Origin of the sequence: Bradyrhizobium sp. CCGB20 (assembly GCF_024199855.1) — a bacterium.
Taxonomy (GTDB): Bacteria; Pseudomonadota; Alphaproteobacteria; order Rhizobiales; family Xanthobacteraceae; genus Bradyrhizobium.
In genome coordinates this window covers 3,026,457-3,048,285 of record NZ_JANADN010000001.1, presented here as the reverse complement: position 1 = coordinate 3,048,285, position 21,829 = coordinate 3,026,457, and the positions used below count along the sequence as shown (strand labels likewise).

The 21,829-nt window shown below is 64.7% G+C and carries 17 protein-coding genes; 8 read left to right on the top strand and 9 right to left on the bottom strand.

What is annotated here, in order from left to right:
- The first annotated feature begins 427 nt into the window (after positions 1 to 427).
- Both NLM15_RS14045 and NLM15_RS14040 read left to right on the top strand, forming a co-directional pair.
- Entirely contained in the window at positions 428 to 1,585 is a 1,158-nt protein-coding gene (locus tag NLM15_RS14045; RefSeq protein WP_254117650.1) for a GGDEF domain-containing protein, read from the top strand.
- Between the two features lie 62 nt (positions 1,586 to 1,647).
- On the top strand, positions 1,648 to 2,748 hold the full coding sequence (locus NLM15_RS14040) for a DUF2336 domain-containing protein (protein ID WP_254117648.1): 1,101 nt from the start codon (positions 1,648 to 1,650) through the stop codon (positions 2,746 to 2,748).
- A 17-nt stretch (positions 2,749 to 2,765) separates the two neighbouring features.
- On the opposite strand, the gene paoC is transcribed toward NLM15_RS14040, so the two are convergent.
- From paoC to NLM15_RS14015, 5 genes are all read right to left on the bottom strand, one after another.
- Positions 2,766 to 4,970, bottom strand: a complete 2,205-nt coding sequence (gene paoC / locus NLM15_RS14035; RefSeq protein ID WP_254117646.1) for an aldehyde oxidoreductase molybdenum-binding subunit PaoC — start codon at positions 4,968 to 4,970, stop codon at positions 2,766 to 2,768.
- A gap of 3 nt (positions 4,971 to 4,973) precedes the next feature.
- A complete protein-coding gene (locus NLM15_RS14030; RefSeq protein ID WP_254117644.1) occupies positions 4,974 to 5,924 on the bottom strand; it encodes a xanthine dehydrogenase family protein subunit M in 951 nt (316 codons plus the stop codon).
- Positions 5,921 to 6,577, bottom strand: a complete 657-nt coding sequence (gene paoA, locus NLM15_RS14025; RefSeq protein WP_254117642.1) for an aldehyde dehydrogenase iron-sulfur subunit PaoA — start codon at positions 6,575 to 6,577, stop codon at positions 5,921 to 5,923. The genes NLM15_RS14030 and paoA overlap by 4 nt, the downstream gene beginning before the upstream one ends.
- Before the next feature lie 197 nt (positions 6,578 to 6,774).
- On the bottom strand, positions 6,775 to 7,413 hold the full coding sequence (locus NLM15_RS14020) for an NrsF family protein (protein ID WP_254117641.1): 639 nt from the start codon (positions 7,411 to 7,413) through the stop codon (positions 6,775 to 6,777).
- Positions 7,414 to 7,415: 2 nt separating this feature from the next.
- Positions 7,416 to 7,961 carry a sigma-70 family RNA polymerase sigma factor gene (locus NLM15_RS14015; RefSeq protein ID WP_254117640.1) on the bottom strand — a complete coding sequence of 182 codons (546 nt, stop codon included), beginning with the start codon at positions 7,959 to 7,961 and terminating at the stop codon, positions 7,416 to 7,418.
- A 289-nt stretch (positions 7,962 to 8,250) separates the two neighbouring features.
- On the opposite strand from NLM15_RS14015, the gene NLM15_RS14010 reads away from it, so the two are divergent.
- The 3 genes from NLM15_RS14010 to NLM15_RS14000 all read left to right on the top strand — a co-directional run bounded on the left by NLM15_RS14010 (position 8,251) and on the right by NLM15_RS14000 (position 11,481).
- Positions 8,251 to 8,916 carry a hypothetical protein gene (locus tag NLM15_RS14010; protein ID WP_254124234.1) on the top strand — a complete coding sequence of 222 codons (666 nt, stop codon included), beginning with the start codon at positions 8,251 to 8,253 and terminating at the stop codon, positions 8,914 to 8,916.
- Between the two features lie 165 nt (positions 8,917 to 9,081).
- Positions 9,082 to 9,861 (top strand): enoyl-CoA hydratase, encoded by a 780-nt coding sequence (locus NLM15_RS14005; protein ID WP_254117638.1) that lies wholly within the window; start codon positions 9,082 to 9,084, stop codon positions 9,859 to 9,861.
- Positions 9,862 to 10,050: 189 nt separating this feature from the next.
- On the top strand, positions 10,051 to 11,481 hold the full coding sequence (locus NLM15_RS14000; RefSeq protein WP_254117636.1) for a TolC family outer membrane protein: 1,431 nt from the start codon (positions 10,051 to 10,053) through the stop codon (positions 11,479 to 11,481).
- Between the two features lie 93 nt (positions 11,482 to 11,574).
- Here NLM15_RS14000 and NLM15_RS13995 read toward each other — a convergent pair whose 3' ends face one another.
- Positions 11,575 to 13,317 (bottom strand): hypothetical protein, encoded by a 1,743-nt coding sequence (locus NLM15_RS13995; RefSeq protein ID WP_254117635.1) that lies wholly within the window; start codon positions 13,315 to 13,317, stop codon positions 11,575 to 11,577.
- A 222-nt stretch (positions 13,318 to 13,539) separates the two neighbouring features.
- Here NLM15_RS13995 and NLM15_RS13990 point away from each other — a divergent pair, with 222 nt between their 5' ends.
- A complete protein-coding gene (locus NLM15_RS13990; RefSeq protein WP_254117633.1) occupies positions 13,540 to 14,451 on the top strand; it encodes an amidohydrolase family protein in 912 nt (303 codons plus the stop codon).
- Positions 14,452 to 14,470: 19 nt separating this feature from the next.
- Here NLM15_RS13990 and NLM15_RS13985 read toward each other — a convergent pair whose 3' ends face one another.
- From NLM15_RS13985 to NLM15_RS13975, 3 genes are all read right to left on the bottom strand, one after another.
- Positions 14,471 to 17,587 carry an efflux RND transporter permease subunit gene (locus NLM15_RS13985; protein WP_254117631.1) on the bottom strand — a complete coding sequence of 1,039 codons (3,117 nt, stop codon included), beginning with the start codon at positions 17,585 to 17,587 and terminating at the stop codon, positions 14,471 to 14,473.
- A gap of 29 nt (positions 17,588 to 17,616) precedes the next feature.
- The gene (locus NLM15_RS13980; protein WP_254117630.1) at positions 17,617 to 18,861 is read right to left on the bottom strand and encodes an efflux RND transporter periplasmic adaptor subunit; all 1,245 of its coding nucleotides are present in this window, start codon (positions 18,859 to 18,861) and stop codon (positions 17,617 to 17,619) included.
- A 145-nt stretch (positions 18,862 to 19,006) separates the two neighbouring features.
- The gene (locus NLM15_RS13975; protein WP_254117629.1) at positions 19,007 to 20,407 is read right to left on the bottom strand and encodes a CoA transferase; all 1,401 of its coding nucleotides are present in this window, start codon (positions 20,405 to 20,407) and stop codon (positions 19,007 to 19,009) included.
- A 57-nt stretch (positions 20,408 to 20,464) separates the two neighbouring features.
- Between NLM15_RS13975 and NLM15_RS13970 the strand changes: the two genes are divergently transcribed.
- Both NLM15_RS13970 and NLM15_RS13965 read left to right on the top strand, forming a co-directional pair.
- Entirely contained in the window at positions 20,465 to 20,752 is a 288-nt protein-coding gene (locus NLM15_RS13970; protein WP_092256720.1) for a hypothetical protein, read from the top strand.
- A 200-nt stretch (positions 20,753 to 20,952) separates the two neighbouring features.
- Positions 20,953 to 21,723 carry an SDR family NAD(P)-dependent oxidoreductase gene (locus tag NLM15_RS13965; protein ID WP_254117628.1) on the top strand — a complete coding sequence of 257 codons (771 nt, stop codon included), beginning with the start codon at positions 20,953 to 20,955 and terminating at the stop codon, positions 21,721 to 21,723.
- The last annotated feature ends 106 nt before the right edge of the window (positions 21,724 to 21,829 follow it).

The following is a 21,829-nucleotide window of genomic DNA, read 5'->3' as shown; positions in this document are numbered from 1 at the left end:
TCGCAAAGTTGGTCGGGTCGACGCGGCAGAGGGTTCGACGGGAGGGGCGAAATTCTTCAACTTACCGCAGTCCCACGGGGGCCTCTGTGATCTACCCCACATACGTGAATTTTCCTTTTGCCACCCGCGGCGGTTGGCCGCCTCGCTCAAGAACGGTAACATAGTAATGGTGCACTTTCCTGCGCAACGCCGTTCGGCGTCGACGGCCCGACATGGTGGAACCTTAGCAGCCCTGCACGACGTATGTCTCACCAAGCCGCGCTTTGGCTCGACGGCGTCGCCAACAATGCCTAATCGCCGGCAAATTCTCCCCCCGGCCGCTATCACCCTGTTTCGCGCTGCACCGTTTGGATTCGGTTTCGAAGGATACCAAACCTAAAGGCTTGCCACGTAGATTTTTGGGCTGACATCCACCATTGGCGGGACAATGAGCACGGCCGCGACGACCTTACCCGAAAGGAATGCCGCTGAGGTCGCGGATCTCGTTCTCATGCCCGACGCGGCTGCGCCCGAAGTGCGGGCGCGCCGGGCCCGGCAACGCCGGCAGATGTATATCGGCCAGGTCGCAAGCTACTCGCTCGGCGCCTTCGTGCTGCTGCTCTATGCCCATGACGGCGCCGTCGGGATGAACGTTCCATCGCTGTTCTGGATCGGCGGCCTGACGATCATCGGCATCTTCGTCGTGATGTCGGAAGCCGGCGTCGGCGACGGCCACAGCGACCACTATCTCACCGTCTTCCAGATCTCGGCGCACATGGCGCTGCAGTTCATCTTCCTGGTGTCGGTGCCGACCATCGGCGTCGCCTTCATCAGCGTGCTGTTCCTGATCTTCGCCTTCGGCTCGCTGCGCATGACCTCGGCGCAGGCGATGTTCACCTGGGCGATCGCGACGACCTGCCTTGCTGCCGTCTTCCTCGCCTCCGACCTGCCGATCGGCATGCCGGTCGCCACGAAGCTGCAGCGGACCGCCTCGATGCTTTGCTTCGTGCTGGTGATCGGCCAGTGCGCCTTCCTGGGCCTGTTCGGTGCAACACTGCGCAAGGTGCTGTATCGCCGGAGCATCGAATTGCAGGATGCCTATCGGCGCATCGAGGAGCTCGCCGAGCTCGACGAGCTCACCGGCTCCTACAACCGTCGCTGCATCATGCGGCTGCTCGACGCAGAAATCGAAAAGTCGCGGCAGGCGTCCGCACCTTGCGCCATCGCGCTGATCGACCTCGACTGGTTCAAGCGCATCAACGACGCCCACGGCCACCCCGTCGGCGACGAGGTGCTGCGCACCTTCGCCATCACCGTTTTTGCGAATATCCGCCCGGCCGACTGTTTCGGCCGCTATGGCGGCGAGGAATTTTTACTGCTGCTGCCGGGCACCGACGGCGGCGCGGCGGCACGCATGCTCGATCGGCTGCGCGGCATCGTCGCCGATCTCGACTGGAGCGCATTTTCCCCCGGCATGCGGGTAACGATTTCCGCGGGCGTCGTGACGCTCCATGACGCTGATACTGCCGACACATTTCTCGCACGCGCCGACAGCGCGCTTTATTCCGCCAAGGCGCAAGGGCGCAACCGAATTGCATCGAACTGACCAATCCATTTCCTCCGGCGCGTGAGAATCCACCGCCGGGCCAAACGCTCCAGGACAGGGCAATGAGATCCAGATCCGAAAAACCATCCGAGAATCTGCTGGAGGAATTGCAGGCCGCGCTCTCGCACGGCACCGTCGCGCGCCGGGTCGAGACCCTGCGCCGCGTCACCGATCTCTTCATCAACAACGCGGTGGATTATTCCGACGAGCACACCAGGGTGTTCGACGACGTGTTCCAGTGCCTGATCGAGCAGATCGAGACCTCGGCCCGGGCGCTGCTTGCCGACCGGCTCGCCCCGATCGCCGCTGCGCCGCCCAAAATCATCCGCACGCTCGCGCTCGACGAGGTGATCGAGGTCTCCGGCCCCGTGCTCTCGAAATCGGAGCGGCTGGACGAGGCGACCCTGATCGAGATCGCGCGCACCAGGAGCCAGGCGCATCTCAAGGCGATCTCGCTGCGGCGGGTGCTGTCGGAAGCACTGACCGACGTGCTGGTGACGCGCGGCAACGAGGACGTGGTGCAATCGACCGTCAGCAATCCGGGCGCGCAGCTCTCCGAGGGAAGTCTCGCCGATCTCGTCACGCGCGCCGAACGCGACGATGACCTCGCCACCTGCATCGGCCTGCGGCCCAACCTGCCGCGCCATCACTACCTAAAGCTGGTCGCAAAGGCGTCCCTGAGCGTCCGCAGGAAGCTCGAGGCCGCCCATCCCGGGCTCGCGGACGAAGTGTCCAGCGTGGTCCAGGAAGCGGCCCAGCGGGTCCGCGCCGCCGCCATGACCAGGCAGACCGAAATGGCGCGCGCGCTGGTGCGGTCGCTGCACGAGGACGGCCGGCTCAACGAGTCCCAGGTCACCGCTTTCGCCGAGCAGGGCAAGTTCGACGAGACCAATGCGGGACTTGCGGCGCTCGCGGGCGTCGCGGTCGAGACCGCCGAGAACATGATGATCGAGAGCCGCACAGAGGGCGTGATGATCCTCGCCAAAGTCGCGGGCATGCAATGGCCGACCGTGCGCGCGATCATCGCCATGCGCGAGAAGCTCGCAGGCGGCTCGCAGACCGACATGCTGACGCTGCGCGATACCTACGAGGCCCTGCGCAGCTCGACCGCCCAGCAGGTTCTGCGCTTCCACCGCATGCAGAGCGCGACGCCGGCGGCGTGAAGCCGGCGCAGACGACGTCAAGCGTCGGGCATGTGATCCAGCAGCTTGTCGAGCGTGATCGGATAGTCGCGCACCCGTATGCCGGTCGCATTGTAGATGGCGTTGGCCAACGCCGCAGCGACGCCGCATATCCCGAGCTCGGCGATGCCCTTGGCCTTCATTGGCGAGGACATCGGATCCGTCTCATCCAGGAAGATCGTGTCCTGATGCGGAATGTCGGCATGAACCGGGACTTCGTAGCCGGCCAGATCGTGATTGACGAAAAAGCCGGCGCGCTTGTCCACGACGAGCTCTTCCATGAGCGCGGCACCGACCCCCATGGTCATGGCGCCGATGACCTGGCTGCGCGCCGTCTTGGGATTGAGAATGCGACCTGCGGCACAGACGGCAAGCATGCGACGCACGCGGATTTCCGCCGTTGCGACGTCGACGCCGAGCTCGACGAAATGCGCGCCGAACGTCGATTGCTGATGCGTCTTGGCGAGATCGCCATACTCGATTGAATCCTCGGCTTTCAGCTCACCGTCGGATGCCGCCTGCCCCAACGGAACGCTGCGGTTGCCCGACGTGACCTGCCCATCCGTGAAGGCAACGTCCGCGGAATTGAAGCCGAGCTTCTGCGCCACGGCCTCGCGCAGCTTGACGCAGGCGGCATAGACGCCCGAGGTCGAATTGTTCGCGCCGAACTGTCCGCCGGAGCCGGCAGATACCGGGAAGCTGGAGTCGCCCAGACGCACGACGACCTTCTCCAGCGGCACCCCCATCATCTCCGCAGCGGTCTGGGCGATGATGGTATAGCTGCCCGTTCCGATATCGGTCATGTCGGTCTCGACGGTCACCAATCCCTGACCGTCGAGGCGAACGCGTGCGCCTGATTTCATCAGAAGGTTGTTGCGGAACGCGGCGGCCATGCCCATCCCCACCAGCCAGCGACCGTCGCGCTGCTTGCGGGGCTCGGCATGTCGCTTGTTCCAGCCGAAGCGCTCCGCACCGATCCGCATGCATTCGACGAGCTGCCGCTGCGAGAAGGGACGCTTCGGATGCTCGGGATCGACCTGGGTGTCGTTGCGCGCGCGGAATTCAATGGGATCGAGCCCCAGCCGTTCCGCCATCTCGTCCATGGCGATCTCCAGCGCCATCATGCCCGGTGCCTCGCCGGGCGCGCGCATGGCGTTGCCCTCGGGCAGATCCAGCATGGCGAGACGCATCGCCGTCATCCGGTTCTCGCCGGCATAGAGCAGACGGGTTTGCTGAACCGCCGTCTCCGGCCTGCCCTCCGGCAAATTGCCCGACCAGCTCTCATGTCCGATCGCTGTGATCTTGCCGTCCCTGCCAGCACCGATGCGAATGCGCTGGATCGTCGCCGGACGATGCGTCGTGTTGTTGAACATCAAGGGGCGCTGCATGGCCACCTTGACCGGACGATTGGCGGCACGCGCGCCGAGCGCCGCCAGCACCGCGTCGGAACGGAGAAACAGCTTTCCGCCAAAACCGCCGCCGATGAACGGCGAGATCAGCCGGACGTTTTCCTTGGGCAGACCGAGCGTCTTTGCAACGTCCCCGGTGGTCCAGGCAATCATCTGGTTGGAGGTCCAGAGCGTGAGCTTATCGCCCTCCCAGGCCGCCATCGAGGCATGCGGCTCCATCATCGCATGGGCCTGGTCCGGCGTGGTGTAGCTCGCATCGAGTTGCACTGGTGCCGCGGCGAAGGCGCCGGCAAAATCGCCAACCGCGGTGTCGGGCGGCGCTTCACCCCGACTGGACGGCTTGGCAGCGCCATCCCGTCCTGCTGACAGATCGAAGGCGCCCTTCGCCGCGCTGTAATTGACCTGGACCAATTGGGCCGCGGCGCGGGCCTGTTCGAAGGTTTCAGCAACGACGACCGCGACGGCCTGGTGATAATGGTCGATCTCGGGCCCGCCGAGCAGCTTGGCCGTGTTGTAATTACCCTTGCCGAGCTTGCCGGCATTTTCGGCCGTGACGATCGCGAGGACGCCGGGCGCGGCCTTGGCACGCGACAGATCCATCGACGCGATCCGGCCCTTCGCGATGGCCGCGCCGACGATGTAGCCGTAGGCAGGCTTCGCGGCACTATCGTGCCACTCATAGGCATAGGTCGCCCGTCCCGTGGTCTTCAGCGGGCCGTCGATCCGGCTGGTGGCATGGCCGATGATCTTGAGCTGATCGATCGGGTTGGTGGTCGCAGGCGTGTCGAACTTCATGGCTCAGCCTTTCACTTCGGTCAGGACCGCGCCGAGCGTTCGCTCCACCAGAGCGAGCTTGAATGCATTCTCCTTCGTGGGCCTCGCACCTTCGAGCAGGCGCGCGGCGACGGCCTTGGCGCCATGCGGCATTTCGGCTTCGGCCGCCTCGACCCGCCACGGCTTGTGCGCGACACCGCCGACGGCAACGCGGCCGGTCCCGTCGCGCTGGACGATGGCTCCCACCGAAACCAGCGCGAACGCGTAAGAGGCGCGATCGCGGACCTTGCGGTAGATGTGCGTTCCGCCGACCGGCTTCGGCAGCGTCACGGATGTGATCAATTCGCCCGAGATGAGCGTCGTCTCGATGTGCGGGGTATCGCCCGGCAGCCGGTGGAGATCGGCGATCGGGATATCCCTGACCGAACCATCCGGACGAACTGTCTGCACGGTCGCATCGAGCGCGCGCATGGCGATCGCCATGTCGCTCGGGTGCGTCGCGATGCAGGCCTCGCTCGCGCCGATGACCGCATGCTGGCGGGTCACGCCGCCGATGGCGGCACAGCCGCTACCGGGGCTGCGTTTGTTGCAGGGCTGGTTGGTGTCATAGAAATAGGGACAACGCGTCCGTTGCAGCAGATTGCCGGCGGTGGTCGCCTTGTTGCGCAATTGCCCGGAGGCGCCGGCAAGCAGCGCGCGCGACAGCACGCCGTAGTCGCGCCGGACACGCGCATCGGCGGCCAGCGCCGTGTTGCGCACGAGCGCGCCGATGCGAAGGCCGCCGTCGGGCGTCGGCTCGATCTTGTCGAATCCCAGACCATTGACGTCGATCAGATGGGACGGCGTCTCGATTTCGAGCTTCATCAGATCGAGCAGATTGGTGCCGCCGGCAATGAATTTGGCATTGCCGTTGCCCGCCGCCGCAGATGCGGCAGCCGCGGGCGTATTCGCCTTCTCATAGGTAAACGACTTCATGCGGGCCTCCCGGCAACCTCGGTGATCGCCTCGGCAATGTTGGAATAGGCGCCACAGCGGCAGATGTTGCCGCTCATGCGCTCGCGCAGCTCGGCGTTGGTCAATTCCGGAGCCGCATTGAGATCGCCGGTGACGTGGCTGGGAATTCCGGCCTTGATCTCCTGGATCACGGATACCGCCGAGCAGATCTGCCCCGGCGTGCAATAGCCGCACTGAAAGCCGTCGTGCTTGACAAAGGCCGCCTGCATCGGATGCATCTGCTCCGGCGTGCCAAGCCCCTCGATCGTCGTGACAGTGTCGCCCTCATGCATCACGGCCAATGTCAGGCATGAATTGATGCGCTGCCCGCCGACGATCACGGTACAGGCGCCGCACTGGCCGTGATCGCAGCCCTTCTTCGTGCCGGTGAGATGGAGATGTTCGCGCAGGGCATCGAGCAGCGTGGTCCTGGTATCCAGCTTCAACGCCCGGGCTTCGCCGTTGACACTGAAGGATACCGTCGCCATCGCGGGGGCTTCGTTGGTCGGCAACGGAAGTCCGGCAGCGGAATTCTGAGCGCCGGCCGCTCGCGCGCTTGCTCCGATCGCGACCGTCGTAGCGGTTCCAATCAGAAGGTTCCGCCGCGACATTTCGAATGCGCTGGGTTTTCGCATGGTTGGGCATATCCCTCGCTACAGCAGCGTCCATCGACGCTCTGGATAGAAGTCGTCCAACCAAAGTTAGTTTCTCAACGCGACCGGGATTAGCCGTTCACGAGCGCATGAACCTATTAGCGTCGTTCATGAATGCGGACGCGATGGGCGAGCCCGGCTCGTCGCGGATATTTGACGTCAATTTACGCGGAGCGTCTTCAATACCGGAGGACTCTTGACCCCACGGCAGCGCCGATCGCGGTCACGAGCGCCGTCGCAAGCGTGTACCAGGTCGCGACGAACAGCGGCGAATCGTCGGTGCAGTGCGAGGCGTAGAGCGTCGCGGCGATGCCGGCCGACAGCAGGCCGGCGAGCGCACCGGCGAGCGCGGGATGCGACGGCGCGCCGTGGCGCAGGCCGAACAGCGCGCCTGCAAGCAGCGGCAGCGACATCGCGGGGATCGCGAGCAGGCACACCCTGGAGTTCTTGCCGACCATCCGCATCGTCATTGGCATCGCCGGGGCCATCATCGCCTCGCCGCCGATCGCAACAGCGAGCAGGCCGACGGGAAGCAGCAGCAGCCAGCCCCAGCCGCGCATCAGGGCTTCGGGCCGCGACAGATGCAGGCTGACGATGATCGCCGGGATCGCGAGCGAGAGCGTGACAGCGAACTTCATGTCGAAGAACGGATTGTGCATCGCGCTCATCACGTCGGCGCGCACGCCGAGGAACGTCGCGAAGATCAAAATCGAAAGGGGCGCGGCCACCAGCAGCGCCATCGTCAGCACGGCGCCGACGCGCGGCGCGCGATGGGCGTTGTCGGCCGCGAGCGAGCGAATGAGTTGATCGGTATCCATGGCTAGCGGTCCCGCAGTTTGGCAGTCAGCGCCGCAAGTCCGCGATGCAGCGCGACCCGCACCGCGCCTTCGCTCATCGCATATTTTGACGCCGTGTCCTTGATCGAAGCGCTGTCGACGGCGATCGACTGCAACACGTCGCGCTGGCGCTGCGGCAGCGTGCCGAGCTGCGTTGCGACCTCGGCCGCCGAGGCCGTCTCCTCCGGCGCCTCGCCCGGCAGCGTCTCGGCGAAATCGTCGATGTTGACGAAGATCCGCCTGCCCCGCCGACGCAGCGTGTCGATCAGCTTGTTGCGGGCGATCGCAAACAGCCACGGGGCGAAGGGGGCTTCGCTGTCCCAGGTGTGCCGCTTCAGATGCACCGCCAACAGAATCTCCTGCACGATATCCTCGGCCTGGTCGGGAGGCTGCCCGGCCCGCGCCAGGCCCCGCCTCGCGGCGGCGCGCAGCACAGGCGTAACCGCCTTCAACAGGCGATGATACGCCGCATCATCGCCCGCCATGGCCGACCGCATCAGGCCGGTCCACTCGTCCTCACGTCCGCGCACGCGCGCCCTCACCATGCAATTCGGCCGCTCTTTCAATTTGTTACGCCGGCGCCAGAAAGATCACGAATTCGTGATCAACCCCTCGCCACGCCACGCGATGCGGCCGCAAAACCCGCGACGGCTCATAACACCGATCGGTCCCGTCCGCACCCGGCGGCCGATCGTGGGGGCGCGGTTTGCCCCGCTTTTGCCCGGTGTAACCCGAAGATTCCCACTTTTTGCCCCGCTGCCGTCACGGCCCGGGGTCTCTGTTCGGTCCGGGACGGGCCGAATTGGGGAGATCGTCAACATGATGAAAGCCAGCGGACACGCGGCATTGATCCTTCTTGCCGGACTTTTCTTGCTGTCCGGAGGCGCTGCACAGGCGGCGCCGAGTTCAGCCAGCGATGCGGACAGCGCGACCAAGCAAGCCGACACGGTCAAGCCGGGCAAGCAGCGGCGCCATGCGTCGCGCCACCGCGACAGCGGCAAGGCGGCGCAGAAATCCCAAGAACAATCCCAGGACAAGGCCGACAAGAAGGACGGCGCGGCAAAGGCCGACGTGGCGAAAGCCGACAACGACGTGCCGGCCTCGAGCCAGATGCCGCCGCAAGTCGCCAACGCCAATGCGCAGATCGCCGCAGCCGATACGCCGACGGCTGCCGCCGCCTCCGCGATGACCGGCCGCGCCAACAGCAACGTTCAGGCAGCAGCCGATAATACCGCCGCCCCGAATGAGGAAACTCAGGTGGTGGCGCCCGATCAGCTCAACGACCTCGACCGCGCCCTGCAGCCGGACAATCCGCCGGCACAGAAGGCGGTGATCGCCGCAACCGACGCGCAGCCGCGGCCGGCACCGGTGATGGCGAGCAGCCAGAGCTCGGCCTGGGACCAGAGCTCCCTGATCGGCAAGATCTTCATCGGTTTCGGCGCCCTGCTGACGCTGGCCTCTGCCGCACGCATGTTCATGGCCTGATTCCTGGTCTGATTCCCGGCCCGATTCTTGGCCTGAGCGACCTCCTCCGGAACGCGCGTTTCGCCGCGCGTTCCGGATGGCCTCGTTCCGACGGCTTCTAGGCCCCCTTGAAGCCCACCGCGCCAGCGGGCACATTGCCCGCCCAATCAAACGCGTGGGTGGAGCATGAGCACGTTCGAACACATCATCGTCGAGAGCAAAGGCGCGGTCGGCATCGTCAAGCTGAACCGGCCGAAGATGCTCAACGCGCTCTCCTTCGGCGTCTTCCGCGAGATCGCCGCGGCCGTCGACGACCTCGAGGCCGATGACGCCATCGGCTGCATCGTCGTGACCGGCAGCGAGAAGGCCTTTGCCGCCGGCGCCGACATCAAGGAGATGCAGCCGAAGGGCTTCATCGACATGTTCTCCGAGGACTTTGCCGCGATCGGCGGCGACCGCATCGCGCGCTGCCGCAAGCCGACCATCGCCGCGGTCGCGGGCTATGCGCTCGGCGGCGGCTGCGAGCTCGCCATGATGTGCGACTTCATCATCGCTGCCGATACCGCGAAATTCGGCCAGCCCGAAATCACGCTCGGCACCATTCCCGGCATCGGCGGCACCCAGCGCCTGACCCGCGCGATCGGCAAGTCGAAGGCGATGGACCTCTGCCTCACCGGCCGCATGATGGATGCAGCGGAAGCAGAGCGCAGCGGCCTCGTCAGCCGCATCGTGCCGGCTGACAAGCTCATGGACGAGGTGATGGCCGCAGCCGAGAAGATCGCTTCGATGTCGCGCCCCGCCGTCGCCATGGCCAAGGAAGCGGTCAACCGCGCCTTCGAGACCACGCTCGCCGAAGGCATGAGCGTCGAGCGCAACCTGTTCCACGCGACCTTCGCGCTGGAAGACCGCTCCGAGGGCATGGCGGCGTTCATCGAGAAGCGCAAGCCGGTGAACAAAAACCGCTAACGCCAGCGGATGGTCAGGCTGGTGTAAGGCTCCGCCGCCCTCCTGCGGAAACGCTGTGACGGACCTGCAACAAGCACGGAATAGATGGGGGTTTTCCCCGCGGCAGTTTGCCTGCGGGACCTCGGCTGGTTAAACAGTTAAGAGGGCCACCGTCGGCGGGGGCGGACAGCCGGGATTTAGCGGGATTACATGATTGGGCGTGGCGCCAGAGCTGGTCGCGTGACGACGCGGCATCGATCGGGCGTAGGTTCTGTGCTTGCGACATGGACCACGCTGGCGCTCTGTTGCGCCCTGCCCTCCGCTGCACGGGCGGAAGCCCTGCCGGAGGCGCTTGCAAAAGCCTACCAGACCAATCCGCAGCTCAATGCCGAACGTGCGCGGCAACGTGCCACGGACGAGAACGTGCCGCAGGCGCTCGCAGGCTACCGCCCCCAGATCGTGGCGAGCCTCAGCGCCGGCCTGCAATCGGTGCGCAATCTGCTGCCCGACAACACCATCCAGACCGCCAATCTGAAACCGTGGGTCATCGGCGTCACCGTGACGCAGACCCTGTTCAACGGGTTCCGCACCGCCAACAGCGTACGCGCCGCGGAACTTCAGGTGCAGTCCGGCCGCGAGGCGCTGCGCAATGTCGGCCAGGGCGTGCTGCTCGACGCGGTCACCGCCTACACCAATGTGCTGGCCAACCAGTCGCTGGTCGAGGCGCAACGTTCCAACGTCGCCTTCCTGCGCGAGACGCTCGCCGTCACCCAGCGCCGCCTCAACGCAGGCGACGTCACGCCGACCGACAGTGCCCAGGCCGAGGCGCGACTCAATCGCGGCCTTGCCGATCTCAACGCCGCAGAGGTCGCGCTGGCGGTGAGTCAGGCAGTCTACGCGCAGGTGATCGGCAATGCGCCGTCGCAGCTGCGGGCCGCCGAAGTCGTCGACCGCTATCTGCCGAAGAGCCGCGAGGATGCGCTGACGATGGCGATCCGCCAGCATCCGGCGGTGATGGCGGCGGGCTACGACGTCGATGTCGCCTCCACCAATATCCGGATCGCCGAAGGCGCGCTGCTGCCGAGCGCCAGCCTCCAGGGCAGCGCCAGCAAGAGCCGCAGCAACGACCCGACGCTGAGCACCCTCGCCGAAGACCAAGCCTCGATCGTCGCCAACGTCACCGCGCCGATCTACGACGGCGGACAGGCCGCCGCGCAGACCCGGCAGGCCAAGGAGATCACGGCGCAGAGCCGGCTCGTGCTCGACCAGGTGCGCAACCAGGCGCGCACGGCGGCGACCAGTGCCTGGGTTGCCAATGAAGGCGCCAAGATCACGGTCTCCGCTTCCGAGTCGGAGGTGAAGGCGGCGACCGTCGCGCTCCAGGGCGTGCAGCGCGAGGCCGCCGGCGGGCAGCGCACGACGGTGGATGTGCTCAACTCGCAGGCCGATCTGATCCAGGCCAAGGCCCGCCTGATCGGCGCGTTGCGCGACCGCGTGATCGCCTCCTACACGCTGCTCAGCGCGGTCGGCCATCTCGACGTCAAGACGCTGAGCCTCAACACGCCGGACTATCTGCCCGAGGTGCACTACCAGCAGGTCCGCGACGCCTGGCACGGCCTGCGCACCCCGTCGGGGCAGTAGAGGTCCGCGCCCCATATCCGCATCCGGGCTTTCGCGACCGCCTACCTTGGTGCGATCGAGCCCGGCGCCATCGGCGCGCCGACAACCGCCCCGTCAGGAGAGGAATTCGCGAAGCACGCCAGCAGCCTCCGTCGGCGGGAGGCTCGTGATCTCGCGATACAACGCTATTGCGACGTCGCAGTAGCGCACGTAGTCCGCGGCACCGACCGATTTACCATTCAGCAATTCGAGGTCATTGTCCGTATATCCCCTTAGATTAAGGCCTGCCCGGATCTTCTCCCAAGATCGATCGTTGCTGACAGGATCAGGGCGCTTTTGCGCCGACATGATAATTCGTGCGTTCAACTCCACTTCGCGCTCGGCCAAGCGCGCCGGAATCAGTTTGATGAGATTTTGATCCGGTTGGCCCGACGCATATCTATAGCAGGCTGCGCCGTCCTGCGCCTGAACTGCGCTGTACTGGTCGATGACAAGCTTTCCAAAATCGATCAAAACGGAATCGTCCGCCAAGGGTAGCAGCTTCCCTATGATCTCGGTCACCTTGGCACGAGCTTGCCCGGTCAGCTCGGCTCGTGCAATTCCTTTCGACGTGCCCTGCGTGACGATATCCAGTATCTCGTCGTACGTCTGCGGGTAAGCCTGCTTCAACGCCCTGTACATTGACGCAGAGTTCTGAAGCACCTTGTCCCAATCGTCTCGCGTGAACCTTCCGCCCGTTCCGCCAAACGCATATTCGTCACCACTTGATATTCTGGTCACGACGCGGGCCGACAGCAACTCCGCTTCTGACGGGCTCCACATGTCCGCGTTCCGCGTCACCAAAGCGTGCTCTATGAAGGAACTGCTTATTCCGGCTGCCTTGTAGATCGAACGCTCGGCGCTATCGTCCAACCCGTCATCTCCGGCAAAGGCTGCCCGATGAAAACCCAGTTGGGCGCCCTTCTTCAGGACTCTTTGACGGCCGGCAACGAATGCCAGGGTGCAGGCGGACATACAATTGGCCTCGACATAAGTGTCCAAGCCCCTGCTCTTGATGATGGCGCTCAGCCTCTCGCCCTCGCCAATTCGGCCGCCGATGCTGTCCAGGTGAACTGTCCCCACGCCGGGTGACGCGTTCAGAATCTTCTCAAAATCGGTCGAGAGGCCAAACTTGATACCGCCGGAAATTTCAATTTCTGATCCGTTGTTCAGGAGCCTGATCGAGTAGGACGGTATCCGCGGGTCATCCATAAACGCGATACTCGTCGCTTCTGCGATCTGCGGAATCGCCGTTCTGACAAACACAACGACGGCATTCAAGACTCCGAGGCAGATCATGAATTGCGCGGTCCAGGCCCACACCGCGCGCTTTCCCATCGCTGCACGTTCACCCTTGCGACGTTGAGCGGATCGCCAAGTACCAACGAATTGCCAGATGCAGAGACAGGCGATGGACGACCAAAGCAAGACATAGAACACGAAGATGCGGGTTGGATTGTGTGACCCTCGCGTGAAGGCACCCAACAGACCGATGACGACCCCGGCAAGAATGTTGCTGCCTAAGCCGACGACCCAGTACGAAATGCCAAGCGGAAATTCGCCTTTCCAGTGTTTCGCCACGATATTTCGACTTACTGGTGACTGCGGGGCTTCGTCGGCGCGTTCCAATTTGGCCGCCCCGAGCGAGCCGGTGCCGACTACGGCCAAAGCCTCTGCAATCGTCTTCCAACCAACCAAGCCATCCCGCCAAACCCTGATCAGGTCTGGATTGGAATGGCGCTGAATGCGATCGCCGACCTCGCTCCAGTCCATTGGGCCATTGTTTTCGCTCCCATCCCAAAGATACCAATCGCCCATCTTCGCCCCCAGGACTGGAGTATATTTGACGCGGCCACTAAATTGCAACTTGTCCGAGCAGTCCCTATCTCGATCGCGAGGTAGCGCAGTTTCGGGCGACTGACATGGGGTGACTTCGCGATCGATATGTTGTTGTCTCCGATCTCAAATGAACCAAACAGGGGGAGAAACCATCTCAACCGACGCAGCGTCCTGCTTGCCTCCCTTACCGCCGGAGTCCCCATGACCAGCAAAGCCCTCGCGCGGGCGTCGCAGCCCGCGACGCCCGTTAATTTCGACGTTCCGCTGCACGCCTGCGACTGCCACACCCACATCCATGGCGACGTCGAAAAGTTTCCGTTCTTCGCGGGGCGCGTCTATACGCCGGGACCGGCGAGCCCTGAAGAGATGGCGGCGCTGCACAAGGCGCTGCATATCGAACGCGTGGTGATCGTGACGCCGAGCGTCTATGGCGCCGACAATTCCTCCAGCCTGTTCGGCATCAGGGCGCGCGGCGCCACCGCGCGCGGGGTGGCCGTGATCGACGACAAGACCACGGAAGCCGCGCTTGATGCGATGCAGGCTGACGGCTTCCGCGGCATCCGCATCAATCTCGCCACCGACGGCGTCAACGATCCCGATGTCGGCCGGACCCGCTTCACCGCGGCGGTCGAACGCATGAAGGCGCGCGGCTGGCATGTGCAGCTCTATACGACGCTGCCGATGATCTCGGCGATCAAGGACCTCGTGCTGGCCGCACCGGTGCCCGCCGTGTTCGACCACTTTGGCGGGCTCGAGGCTTCGCTCGGACTGGAGCAGCCGGGATTTTCCGACCTGGTCGCGCTCGTCAAATCCGGCAAGGCCTATGTGAAGATTTCGGGAGCCTATCGCTCGTCAAGGCTCGCGCCCGACTATCAGGACATGGTTCCCTATGCCCGCGCGCTGATCGCGGCCAATGCCGACCGCATCGTCTGGGGCACCGACTGGCCGCATCCGGATTCAAGCCATGTTGAGGGACGCAAAGCCACCGACATCGCGCCGTTCTACCAGATCGACGACGGTCGCCTGCTCAACCAGCTTCCGGTGTGGGCGCCGGATGCGGATGTGCGCAAGAAGATCCTGGTCGACAATCCGGCACGGCTCTACGGTTTTTGAATCGCAGCGGCGCCCGCGCTCAGCGCGCGCGCCGCGAGAAGAACGAGATCAGGACCGGCAGGGTCACCAGGATCACGACCGGCGCGAGCATCATGCCGGTGACGACGACGACGGCGAGCGGCTTCTGCACCTGCGAGCCGATGCCTTCCGACAGCGCCGCCGGCAGCAGGCCGACGCCGGCGACGACGCACGTCATCAGCACCGGCCGGAGCTGCAATTCGCCGGTGCGTATCACCGCGCTCACGCGGTCCATGCCTTCTTCGATGAGCTGGTTGAACTGCGACAGGATGATGATGCCGTCCATCACGGCGATGCCGAACAGCGCGATGAAGCCGATCGCGGCGGAGACGCTGAAGGCGGTGCCGGTAATCAGGAGACCGAGCACGCCGCCGAAGATCGCCATCGGAATCACGCTCATGGCGAGCAGGGTGTCGGTCATCGAGCCGAAATTGAACCAGAGCAGCACGCCGATCAGCGCGAGCGAGATCGGCACCACGATCGACAGCCGCCGGATCGCGTCCTGGAGGTTGCCGAACTCGCCGACCCATTCCATGTGCGAGCCGGGCGGCAGCTGCACCTGATCGGCGATCTTCTGCTGCGCTTCGCGGATCGCGCTGCCGAGGTCGCGCTCGCGCACCGAGAACTTGATCGGCAGATAGCGCTCCTGCTGCTCGCGGTAGATATAGGCGGCGCCGGAGACGAGGCTGATCGTGGCGACCTCGCTCAAGGGAATCTGCGTGACGGTACCATTCGGCCCGGGCGCACCGATGCGCAAATTCTGGATCGCTTCCGCGCTTCGGCGATATTCCGGCGCGAGGCGGACGATGATCGGGAAGTGACGGTCGGAGCCCGGCTCGTAGAGATCGCCCGCGGTATCGCCGCCGATCGCGACCTTGATGGTGGCGTTGATGTCGCCGGGCGCGAGCCCGTAGCGCGCGGCCTTGGCGCGGTCGATGTCGATCTGGACGGTCGGCTGTCCCAGCGAGGTGAAGACCGCAAGATCGGTCACGCCCTGCACGGTCGCCAGCACCGACTTGATCTTGTTGGCGGTGTCGGTGAGCGCCTGGAGATCGCTGCCGAACAGCTTGATCGAGTTCTCGCCCTTCACGCCGGAGACGGCCTCGGAGACGTTGTCCTGGAGATATTGCGAGAAGTTGAACTCGACCCCGGGGAAACGGTCGTCGAGCTGCTTGAGCAGTTGCGCGGTCAGCTCTTCCTTGTCACGCGTGCCGGGCCATTGGCTGGCGGGCTTCAGCGGCGCGAAGAATTCGGCGTTGAAGAAACCGGCGGCGTCGGTGCCGTCGTCGGGGCGGCCGTGCTGCGACACCACGGATTCGACCTCGGGCCGGGCACGGATCACCTTGCGCATCTCGTTGACGTAGGAATTGCCTTCCTGGAGCGAGATGGTCGGCGGCAGCGTGGCGCGGATCCAGAGATTGCCCTCTTCGAGTTTGGGCAGGAATTCCAGGCCGAGCAGCCGGCTGAGCGCCACCGTCATCAGCACGAGACCGACGGCGCCGCCGAGCATGATGCCGCGGTTGGCGACGGCCCAATTCAGCACCGGCATGTAGATCCGGTGCAGGATCAGCATGACCTTGGTCTCGGTCTCCTCGACATGCGCGGGCAGGATGATCGCCGATAGCGCGGGCGTCACCGTGAAGGTGGCGAGCAAACCGCCGGCAAGCGCGTAGGCATAGGTGCGCGCCATCGGCCCGAAGATGTTGCCCTCGACGCCAGAGAGCGTGAACAGCGGCAGGAAGGCCGCAATGATGATCGCGGCGGCAAAGAAGATCGAGCGCGAGACGTCGGCCGCGGCGCTGAGGATGGCATGGCTCTTCATGCCGAACAGCGTCTCCGGCGACATCTGCTCGGATTCCGACGTCGGCGTCGTCTGCGTCAGGCGCCGGAAGATCGCCTCCACCATGATGACGGTGGCGTCGACGATCAGGCCGAAGTCGATCGCGCCGACCGACAGCAAATTCGCCGATTCCCCGCGCAGCACCAGGATGATCACGGCGAAGAACAGCGCGAACGGAATGGTGGCGCCGACGATCAGCGCACTGCGCAGATCGCCGAGGAACATCCACTGCAACAGCACGATCAGCAGAATGCCGACCACCATGTTGTGCAGCACGGTGTGGGTGGTGAGCTCGATCAGGTCGCCGCGGTCGTAGATGCGCTCGATGCGCACGCCGGGCGGCAGGATGCTCGAGTTGTTGATGGTCTGAACGAGCTGGTGGACGCGCTTGATGGTCGGCGAGCTCTGCTCGCCGCGGCGCATCAGAACGATGCCCTGCACGATGTCGTCGGAATCGTCGAGGCCGGCGATGCCGAGACGCGGCTTCTGGCCGACGGTGACGGTGGCGACGTCCTTGACCAGCACCGGATTGCCGTTGGTCTGCGAGACCATGGTGTTGGCGAGGTCGTCGATCGAGCGGATCAGGCCGACGCCGCGCACCACGGCCGATTGCTGGCCGATATTGACGGTGTTGCCGCCGACATTGACGTTCGCATTGCCGACCGCCTGGAGCAGTTGCGGCAGCGTCAGGCCGTTGGCGACGAGCTTGTTGAAATCGACCTGGAGCTCGTAGGTCTTGCTCTTGCCGCCCCAGCCGGTGACGTCGATCACGCCGGGCACGGCGCGGAAACGGCGCTGGAGGATCCAGTCCTGGATGGTCTTGAGGTCGAGCACGCTGTAGTTCGGCGGACCGACGAGGCGATAACGGAAGATTTCGCCGATCGGGCTCAGCGGCGAGATCTGCGGCTGCACATTGCCCGGCAGCGGCGCAAGCTGTGCCAGGCGGTTCAGCACCTGCTGCAAGGCTTCGTCATAGGTATAGGCGAAGGAGAACTGGAGTTTGACGTCGGACAGTCCGTACAGCGAGATGGTGCGGATGGTCGTGAGGTTCTTCAAACCTGCGACCTGGGTCTCGATCGGAATCGTGATGTAGCGCTCGATCTCTTCCGCCGACAGGCCGGGGCTCTGCGTCACGATGTCGACCATCGGCGGGGTCGGGTCGGGATAGGCCTCGATGTTGAGCTGGTTGAACGCGATCAGGCCGCCGATGATCACGGCGACGAACATGCCCACCATCAGGAAGCGCCGGTTGACGGCAAGGGCGACGAGACGATCCATTCAGGTCTTCAATTTTCTTGGGTCGTCGATCAGCTACCGGACGCCGCGCGGTCGATGAAGAGGCTGCCCTTCACGACGATCTGCTCGCCGGGCTTCAAATTGCTGGTGACCTCGACGAGGTTGCCGTTGATGAGGCCGATCTTGATCTGGCGCAGCTCGACCGACTTGTCCTCGCGCGCAACCCAGATGCGGACCTGGTCGCCTTCGTAGATCAGCGATTGCTTCGGCACCGCGGGCGCGGCACGGTCGCCGGCCGAATAGATCGTGACGTTGGCGAACATCTCGGGCTTGAGCAGCCCGTCCTTGTTGTCGATGGTGGCGCGGACTAGCAGGCGGCGCGTGGTCGGATCAATCGCGGCGGCGACATAGTTGATCTTCGCGGTGAGCGGACGGCCCGGGAGCGCCATGACGTTGACGGTGATGTCCTGCCCGATGCACACCGCGGCCGCATCACTCTCGCGCACGAAGGCGGTGAGCCAGACCGTGGAGAGATCGCCGACCACGAAGACCGGATCGCTGGCGCCGGAATTGACGTACTGGCCCGGGCCGATCTTGCGCTGCACGACGGTGCCGGAGATCGGCGAATAGATCGTGAGCTCCGGATTGATCGTGCCCTTCTCCAGGAATGCCTTGATGGTCTCGTCGGTGAAGCCGAGGATGCGCAGCTTGTTGCGCGCGGCCTCCAGCGCCGTCCCCGAGGAGCGCATGTCGTTCTGCGCCTGGACCTGGGTCGCTTCCGCCTGCTGATAGTCCTTCAGCGGAATGGCGCGGCCCTCGTAGAGATCCTTGGCGCGCTTGAACTGGAGGTCGGAAAGCTCGAGCGCCGACTTCGCCTTGTTCTGCGCGGTCATCGCCGCGATGAAATCGTTCTGGGCCTGCACGGTGTCGGCGGCCTCGATTGTGAACAGCGGTTGACCTTGCTTCAGCATCTCGCCCGGCTTGGCGAGCAGCTTGGTCACCCGGCCCGCATAGGGCGAGAACACCGGCGTCGAGCGGTCCTCGTCGACCGCGACCTTGCCCTCGGTGACATATTCGGCCCGGAAGGTCTTGGCCTTGACCGGCTCGATCGTCAGCGTCGCCCACTCGGACGGCGTCGGCGTGAAGTTCTGCGCATTCCTGCGCGACTGACTGGAAAGCTCGGAGTGCTTCTTTTCCTTGGCCCCCGCATAGACGAAGCCATAGGCACCGGCGCCGGCGAGTGCCAGTAAAACTACGGATGAAATCACCCGTCGTTTTGTAAACACCTGCAATCGCTTGGTATTTTCAACTACCATGGGGCCCGGTCGTGTCTGCGACGATCTCGGCAGACGACTGCCTTATCGGTCGCGCTAATAGTGCCGAATTGGGATTTCAAACAACCTAAAAAACGAGGAACGCCTTTCCGTTTGCGTTAAAATATTGCGATGCGTCAGCTTCACGTCAGCTTTGCTCCGGCCATCGTGCCGGATGACTGCCGAGCGGCATCGCCGGACGGCTCCACCCTGCCGGCGTTGTCGACAGCAGCGCCGCATGGCGCACCGCCTTCAACGTGCCGAAGCCAGATGGCATGGTCTCGATGAACGCAGCATGTACGGCCTCGCCCGTAAGATCCGGGGTGTTCAGACCGCCGTCGAGCCGGCCCAGATTCCACAGCCAGCGCCCGGTCTGCGCCAGCGACACGCGCACGTGCCAGCTGCCGCCTTCGCTCGCCTGGCGCGCCCTAGCCATCATCGCGCCGAACGCCATCAGATAGCCGGTAGCATGGTCGAGCATCTGCGCCGGCAACTCCTTCGGACCGTCGATGCCGGCGGCCTGCCCCTCGGCGTGATTGAAGCCGGTCGCGGTCTGCACCAGTGAATCGAAGCCGCGCCGCTCGGCCCATGGACCGGAGTGACCATAGGCCGACAGCGTGACATAGACGATGCCGGGATTGATCTCCGCCGCATCCTCCGGTGAAAGGCCGAGGGCTGCAAGCGCGCGCGGACGATAGCCTTGCGAGAAGATGTCGGCGCCCTTCAGCAGCTCGCGCATCTGCGCCCTGCCCGATTCGCTCTTCAATTCGATGAAAGTCGTGAGCTTGCCGCGGCCGGTGTCGATGGTGAGCCAGGGAATGGCGGGCAGCTCGGGCCCCGAGACCAGCAGCACGTCGGCGCCGTGCGCGGCGAGCGTGCGGCCGGCAACGGGGCCTGCGATGACGCGGGAGAGATCGAGCACACGCAGGCCCGCGAGCGGACGATCGCCCTTTGGCCACGGCTTCGGCGGAGCATCGCCGATTTTCTCGATCGAGATCAGCGGCAGTTCGGCGAGGGCGCGCGCCTGTGGCAGCGCAGACCATTCGTCGTGAGATCGCATCAACGCAACGACGCCGCCCGCAGCATAGGCCGCGGTTTCAAAATCCTCGCCCTTCCACTGCATCAGCGCAGCCTGCACTTTTTCCCGCTCGGGCTCGCAGCCCAGCACCTTGCAGACGGCATCGCGATGATGTGGGAAATTGGTGTGGCAGCGGACGAAGCGGTTGTCGCCGGTCCTGTAGACGCCGGCGATCGCGTCCCAGGCCGGCGGCGGCGGCTTGTCGTCGAGGCGCAGATAACGCTCGGAGCGGCATTCGGCGACGGCGTGGCGCATGTCGACGGAGACATCTTGCGCCTCTCCGCTGCGCAGCCGCCAGATTTCGGCTGCAGCGAGCCCCGCAGCAGCGATCGTCGTCTGTCCGGCGACGGCGACGCGAAACGAGGACGGAATTTGCGGTTCTTCACCGGTCAGCCGCACATGTTCGAGCGCGGCGCCGTCGCCACCGACAGAGGTCCAAATGTCGCTGAGAATGCCGGCGGGGCTTTGCATGACCGCTTCTCTCCCTTAGTTTTTCTGCGACCATCCATTAGCACATAAAGGAATGCAATGGCCGCCATCGATCCCCTCACCGCGGGCGCCGTGTTCATCGCAACGGCGGCCACCGACGCAGTCTATGTCATGTTCACCTCGGCCGTAATCGCGCGCAAGCGCATGTCGGCCGCGAACTGGAGCGCGGTCTGGTACATGCTCTCCTCCTACGCCGTGATCAGCTACACGGAGAATGCCTTCTATGTCGCTTTCGCGGCGATCGGCTCCTGGGCCGGCGCCTACGCCTCGCTGACCTTCCTGCACCGCCCGCCCGGCGGCCCGCCGGTGGGGGCCTCGCCGGAATGACGGCGCGAGTTCTCCATCACGCGCGGTGTCATCATCCGCGAAAGCGGATGATCCAGTATTCCAGAGGCGCTGGTAATAGAGCCGAGACGTCACAGCGTACTGGATACCCCGCTTTCGCGGGGTATGACACCGCGAACGAATTCGACATCCTCGCCTAAACAACTACACTCCGCGCGACCAACAACAAGGAAAACCAAACAATGGATCTCGGTCTCAAAGGAAAAAACGCCATCGTGCTCGGCGGAACGCGCGGCATCGGGCGGGCGATTGCGGCGACGCTGGCCGGTGAAGGCGCCAATGTCGCGGTGTGCGCGCGCAACGCGGATCAGGTGGCCGCGACCGTCGCCGAGTTGAAAGCGAGCGGCATCCGCGCCACCGGCGGTCCGGTCGATGTCACCGACGGCGCGGCGCTGAAATCCTGGATCGAGAGCGCTGCAAAGGAGCTTGGCGGCGTCGACCTGCTGTTCGCCAATGCCGGCGCGATGGCGCAGGGCCACGACGCGGCGTCGTGGGAGCAGAACTTCCGGCTCGACGTGCTCGGCGCCGTGCATGCGTTCGACGGCGCGCGGCCGTTCCTCGAAGCCAGCGGCGAAAAAAGTGGCGATGCCGCCTTCGTCATCATCTCCTCGATCTCGGCGGCGCAGGCCGATCTCGCCAGCTCCTACGGCCCGATCAAGGCCGCGCTGATCCACATGGCCAAAGGATTGGCGCGGCAATACGCCAAGAAGAAAATCCGCGTCAACGTGGTCTCGCCCGGCACCGTCTATTTCAAGGGCGGCGTCTGGAACATGATCGAGCAGAACATGCCCGAGCGTTACAACGACGCGATGAAGCGCAATCCGACCGGCCGCATGGCAACGCCGCAGGAGATCGCAAGCGCGGCGGTGTTTCTGGCAAGCCCGGTGTCGGGGTTCACCACGGGCTCCAATCTCGTCGTGGACGGCGCGATCTCGAACCGGGTGAATTTTTAGGGAAACGCGGCCTCATCGCAGACTTCGTAGGGTGGGCAAAGCGAAGCGTGCCCACCACTTTCCCGACAAACCTCAGGAAGGTGGGCACGGCGCTTACGCGCCTTTG

Excerpts from the sequence above, each read along its gene's own strand:
- NLM15_RS14045 (WP_254117650.1), top strand. The coding sequence starts at position 428 with ATGAGCACGGCCGCGACGACCTTACCCGAAAGGAATGCCGCTGAGGTC.
- NLM15_RS14040 (WP_254117648.1), top strand. The coding sequence starts at position 1,648 with ATGAGATCCAGATCCGAAAAACCATCCGAGAATCTGCTGGAGGAATTG.
- paoC (WP_254117646.1), bottom strand. The coding sequence starts at position 4,970 with ATGAAGTTCGACACGCCTGCGACCACCAACCCGATCGATCAGCTCAAG.
- NLM15_RS14030 (WP_254117644.1), bottom strand. The coding sequence starts at position 5,924 with ATGAAGTCGTTTACCTATGAGAAGGCGAATACGCCCGCGGCTGCCGCA.
- paoA (WP_254117642.1), bottom strand. The coding sequence starts at position 6,577 with ATGCGAAAACCCAGCGCATTCGAAATGTCGCGGCGGAACCTTCTGATT.
- NLM15_RS14020 (WP_254117641.1), bottom strand. The coding sequence starts at position 7,413 with ATGGATACCGATCAACTCATTCGCTCGCTCGCGGCCGACAACGCCCAT.
- NLM15_RS14010 (WP_254124234.1), top strand. The coding sequence starts at position 8,251 with ATGATGAAAGCCAGCGGACACGCGGCATTGATCCTTCTTGCCGGACTT.
- NLM15_RS14005 (WP_254117638.1), top strand. The coding sequence starts at position 9,082 with ATGAGCACGTTCGAACACATCATCGTCGAGAGCAAAGGCGCGGTCGGC.
- NLM15_RS14000 (WP_254117636.1), top strand. The coding sequence starts at position 10,051 with ATGATTGGGCGTGGCGCCAGAGCTGGTCGCGTGACGACGCGGCATCGA.
- NLM15_RS13995 (WP_254117635.1), bottom strand. The coding sequence starts at position 13,317 with ATGGGCGATTGGTATCTTTGGGATGGGAGCGAAAACAATGGCCCAATG.
- NLM15_RS13990 (WP_254117633.1), top strand. The coding sequence starts at position 13,540 with ATGACCAGCAAAGCCCTCGCGCGGGCGTCGCAGCCCGCGACGCCCGTT.
- NLM15_RS13985 (WP_254117631.1), bottom strand. The coding sequence starts at position 17,587 with ATGGATCGTCTCGTCGCCCTTGCCGTCAACCGGCGCTTCCTGATGGTG.
- NLM15_RS13980 (WP_254117630.1), bottom strand. The coding sequence starts at position 18,861 with ATGGTAGTTGAAAATACCAAGCGATTGCAGGTGTTTACAAAACGACGG.
- NLM15_RS13975 (WP_254117629.1), bottom strand. The coding sequence starts at position 20,407 with ATGCAAAGCCCCGCCGGCATTCTCAGCGACATTTGGACCTCTGTCGGT.
- NLM15_RS13970 (WP_092256720.1), top strand. The coding sequence starts at position 20,465 with ATGGCCGCCATCGATCCCCTCACCGCGGGCGCCGTGTTCATCGCAACG.
- NLM15_RS13965 (WP_254117628.1), top strand. The coding sequence starts at position 20,953 with ATGGATCTCGGTCTCAAAGGAAAAAACGCCATCGTGCTCGGCGGAACG.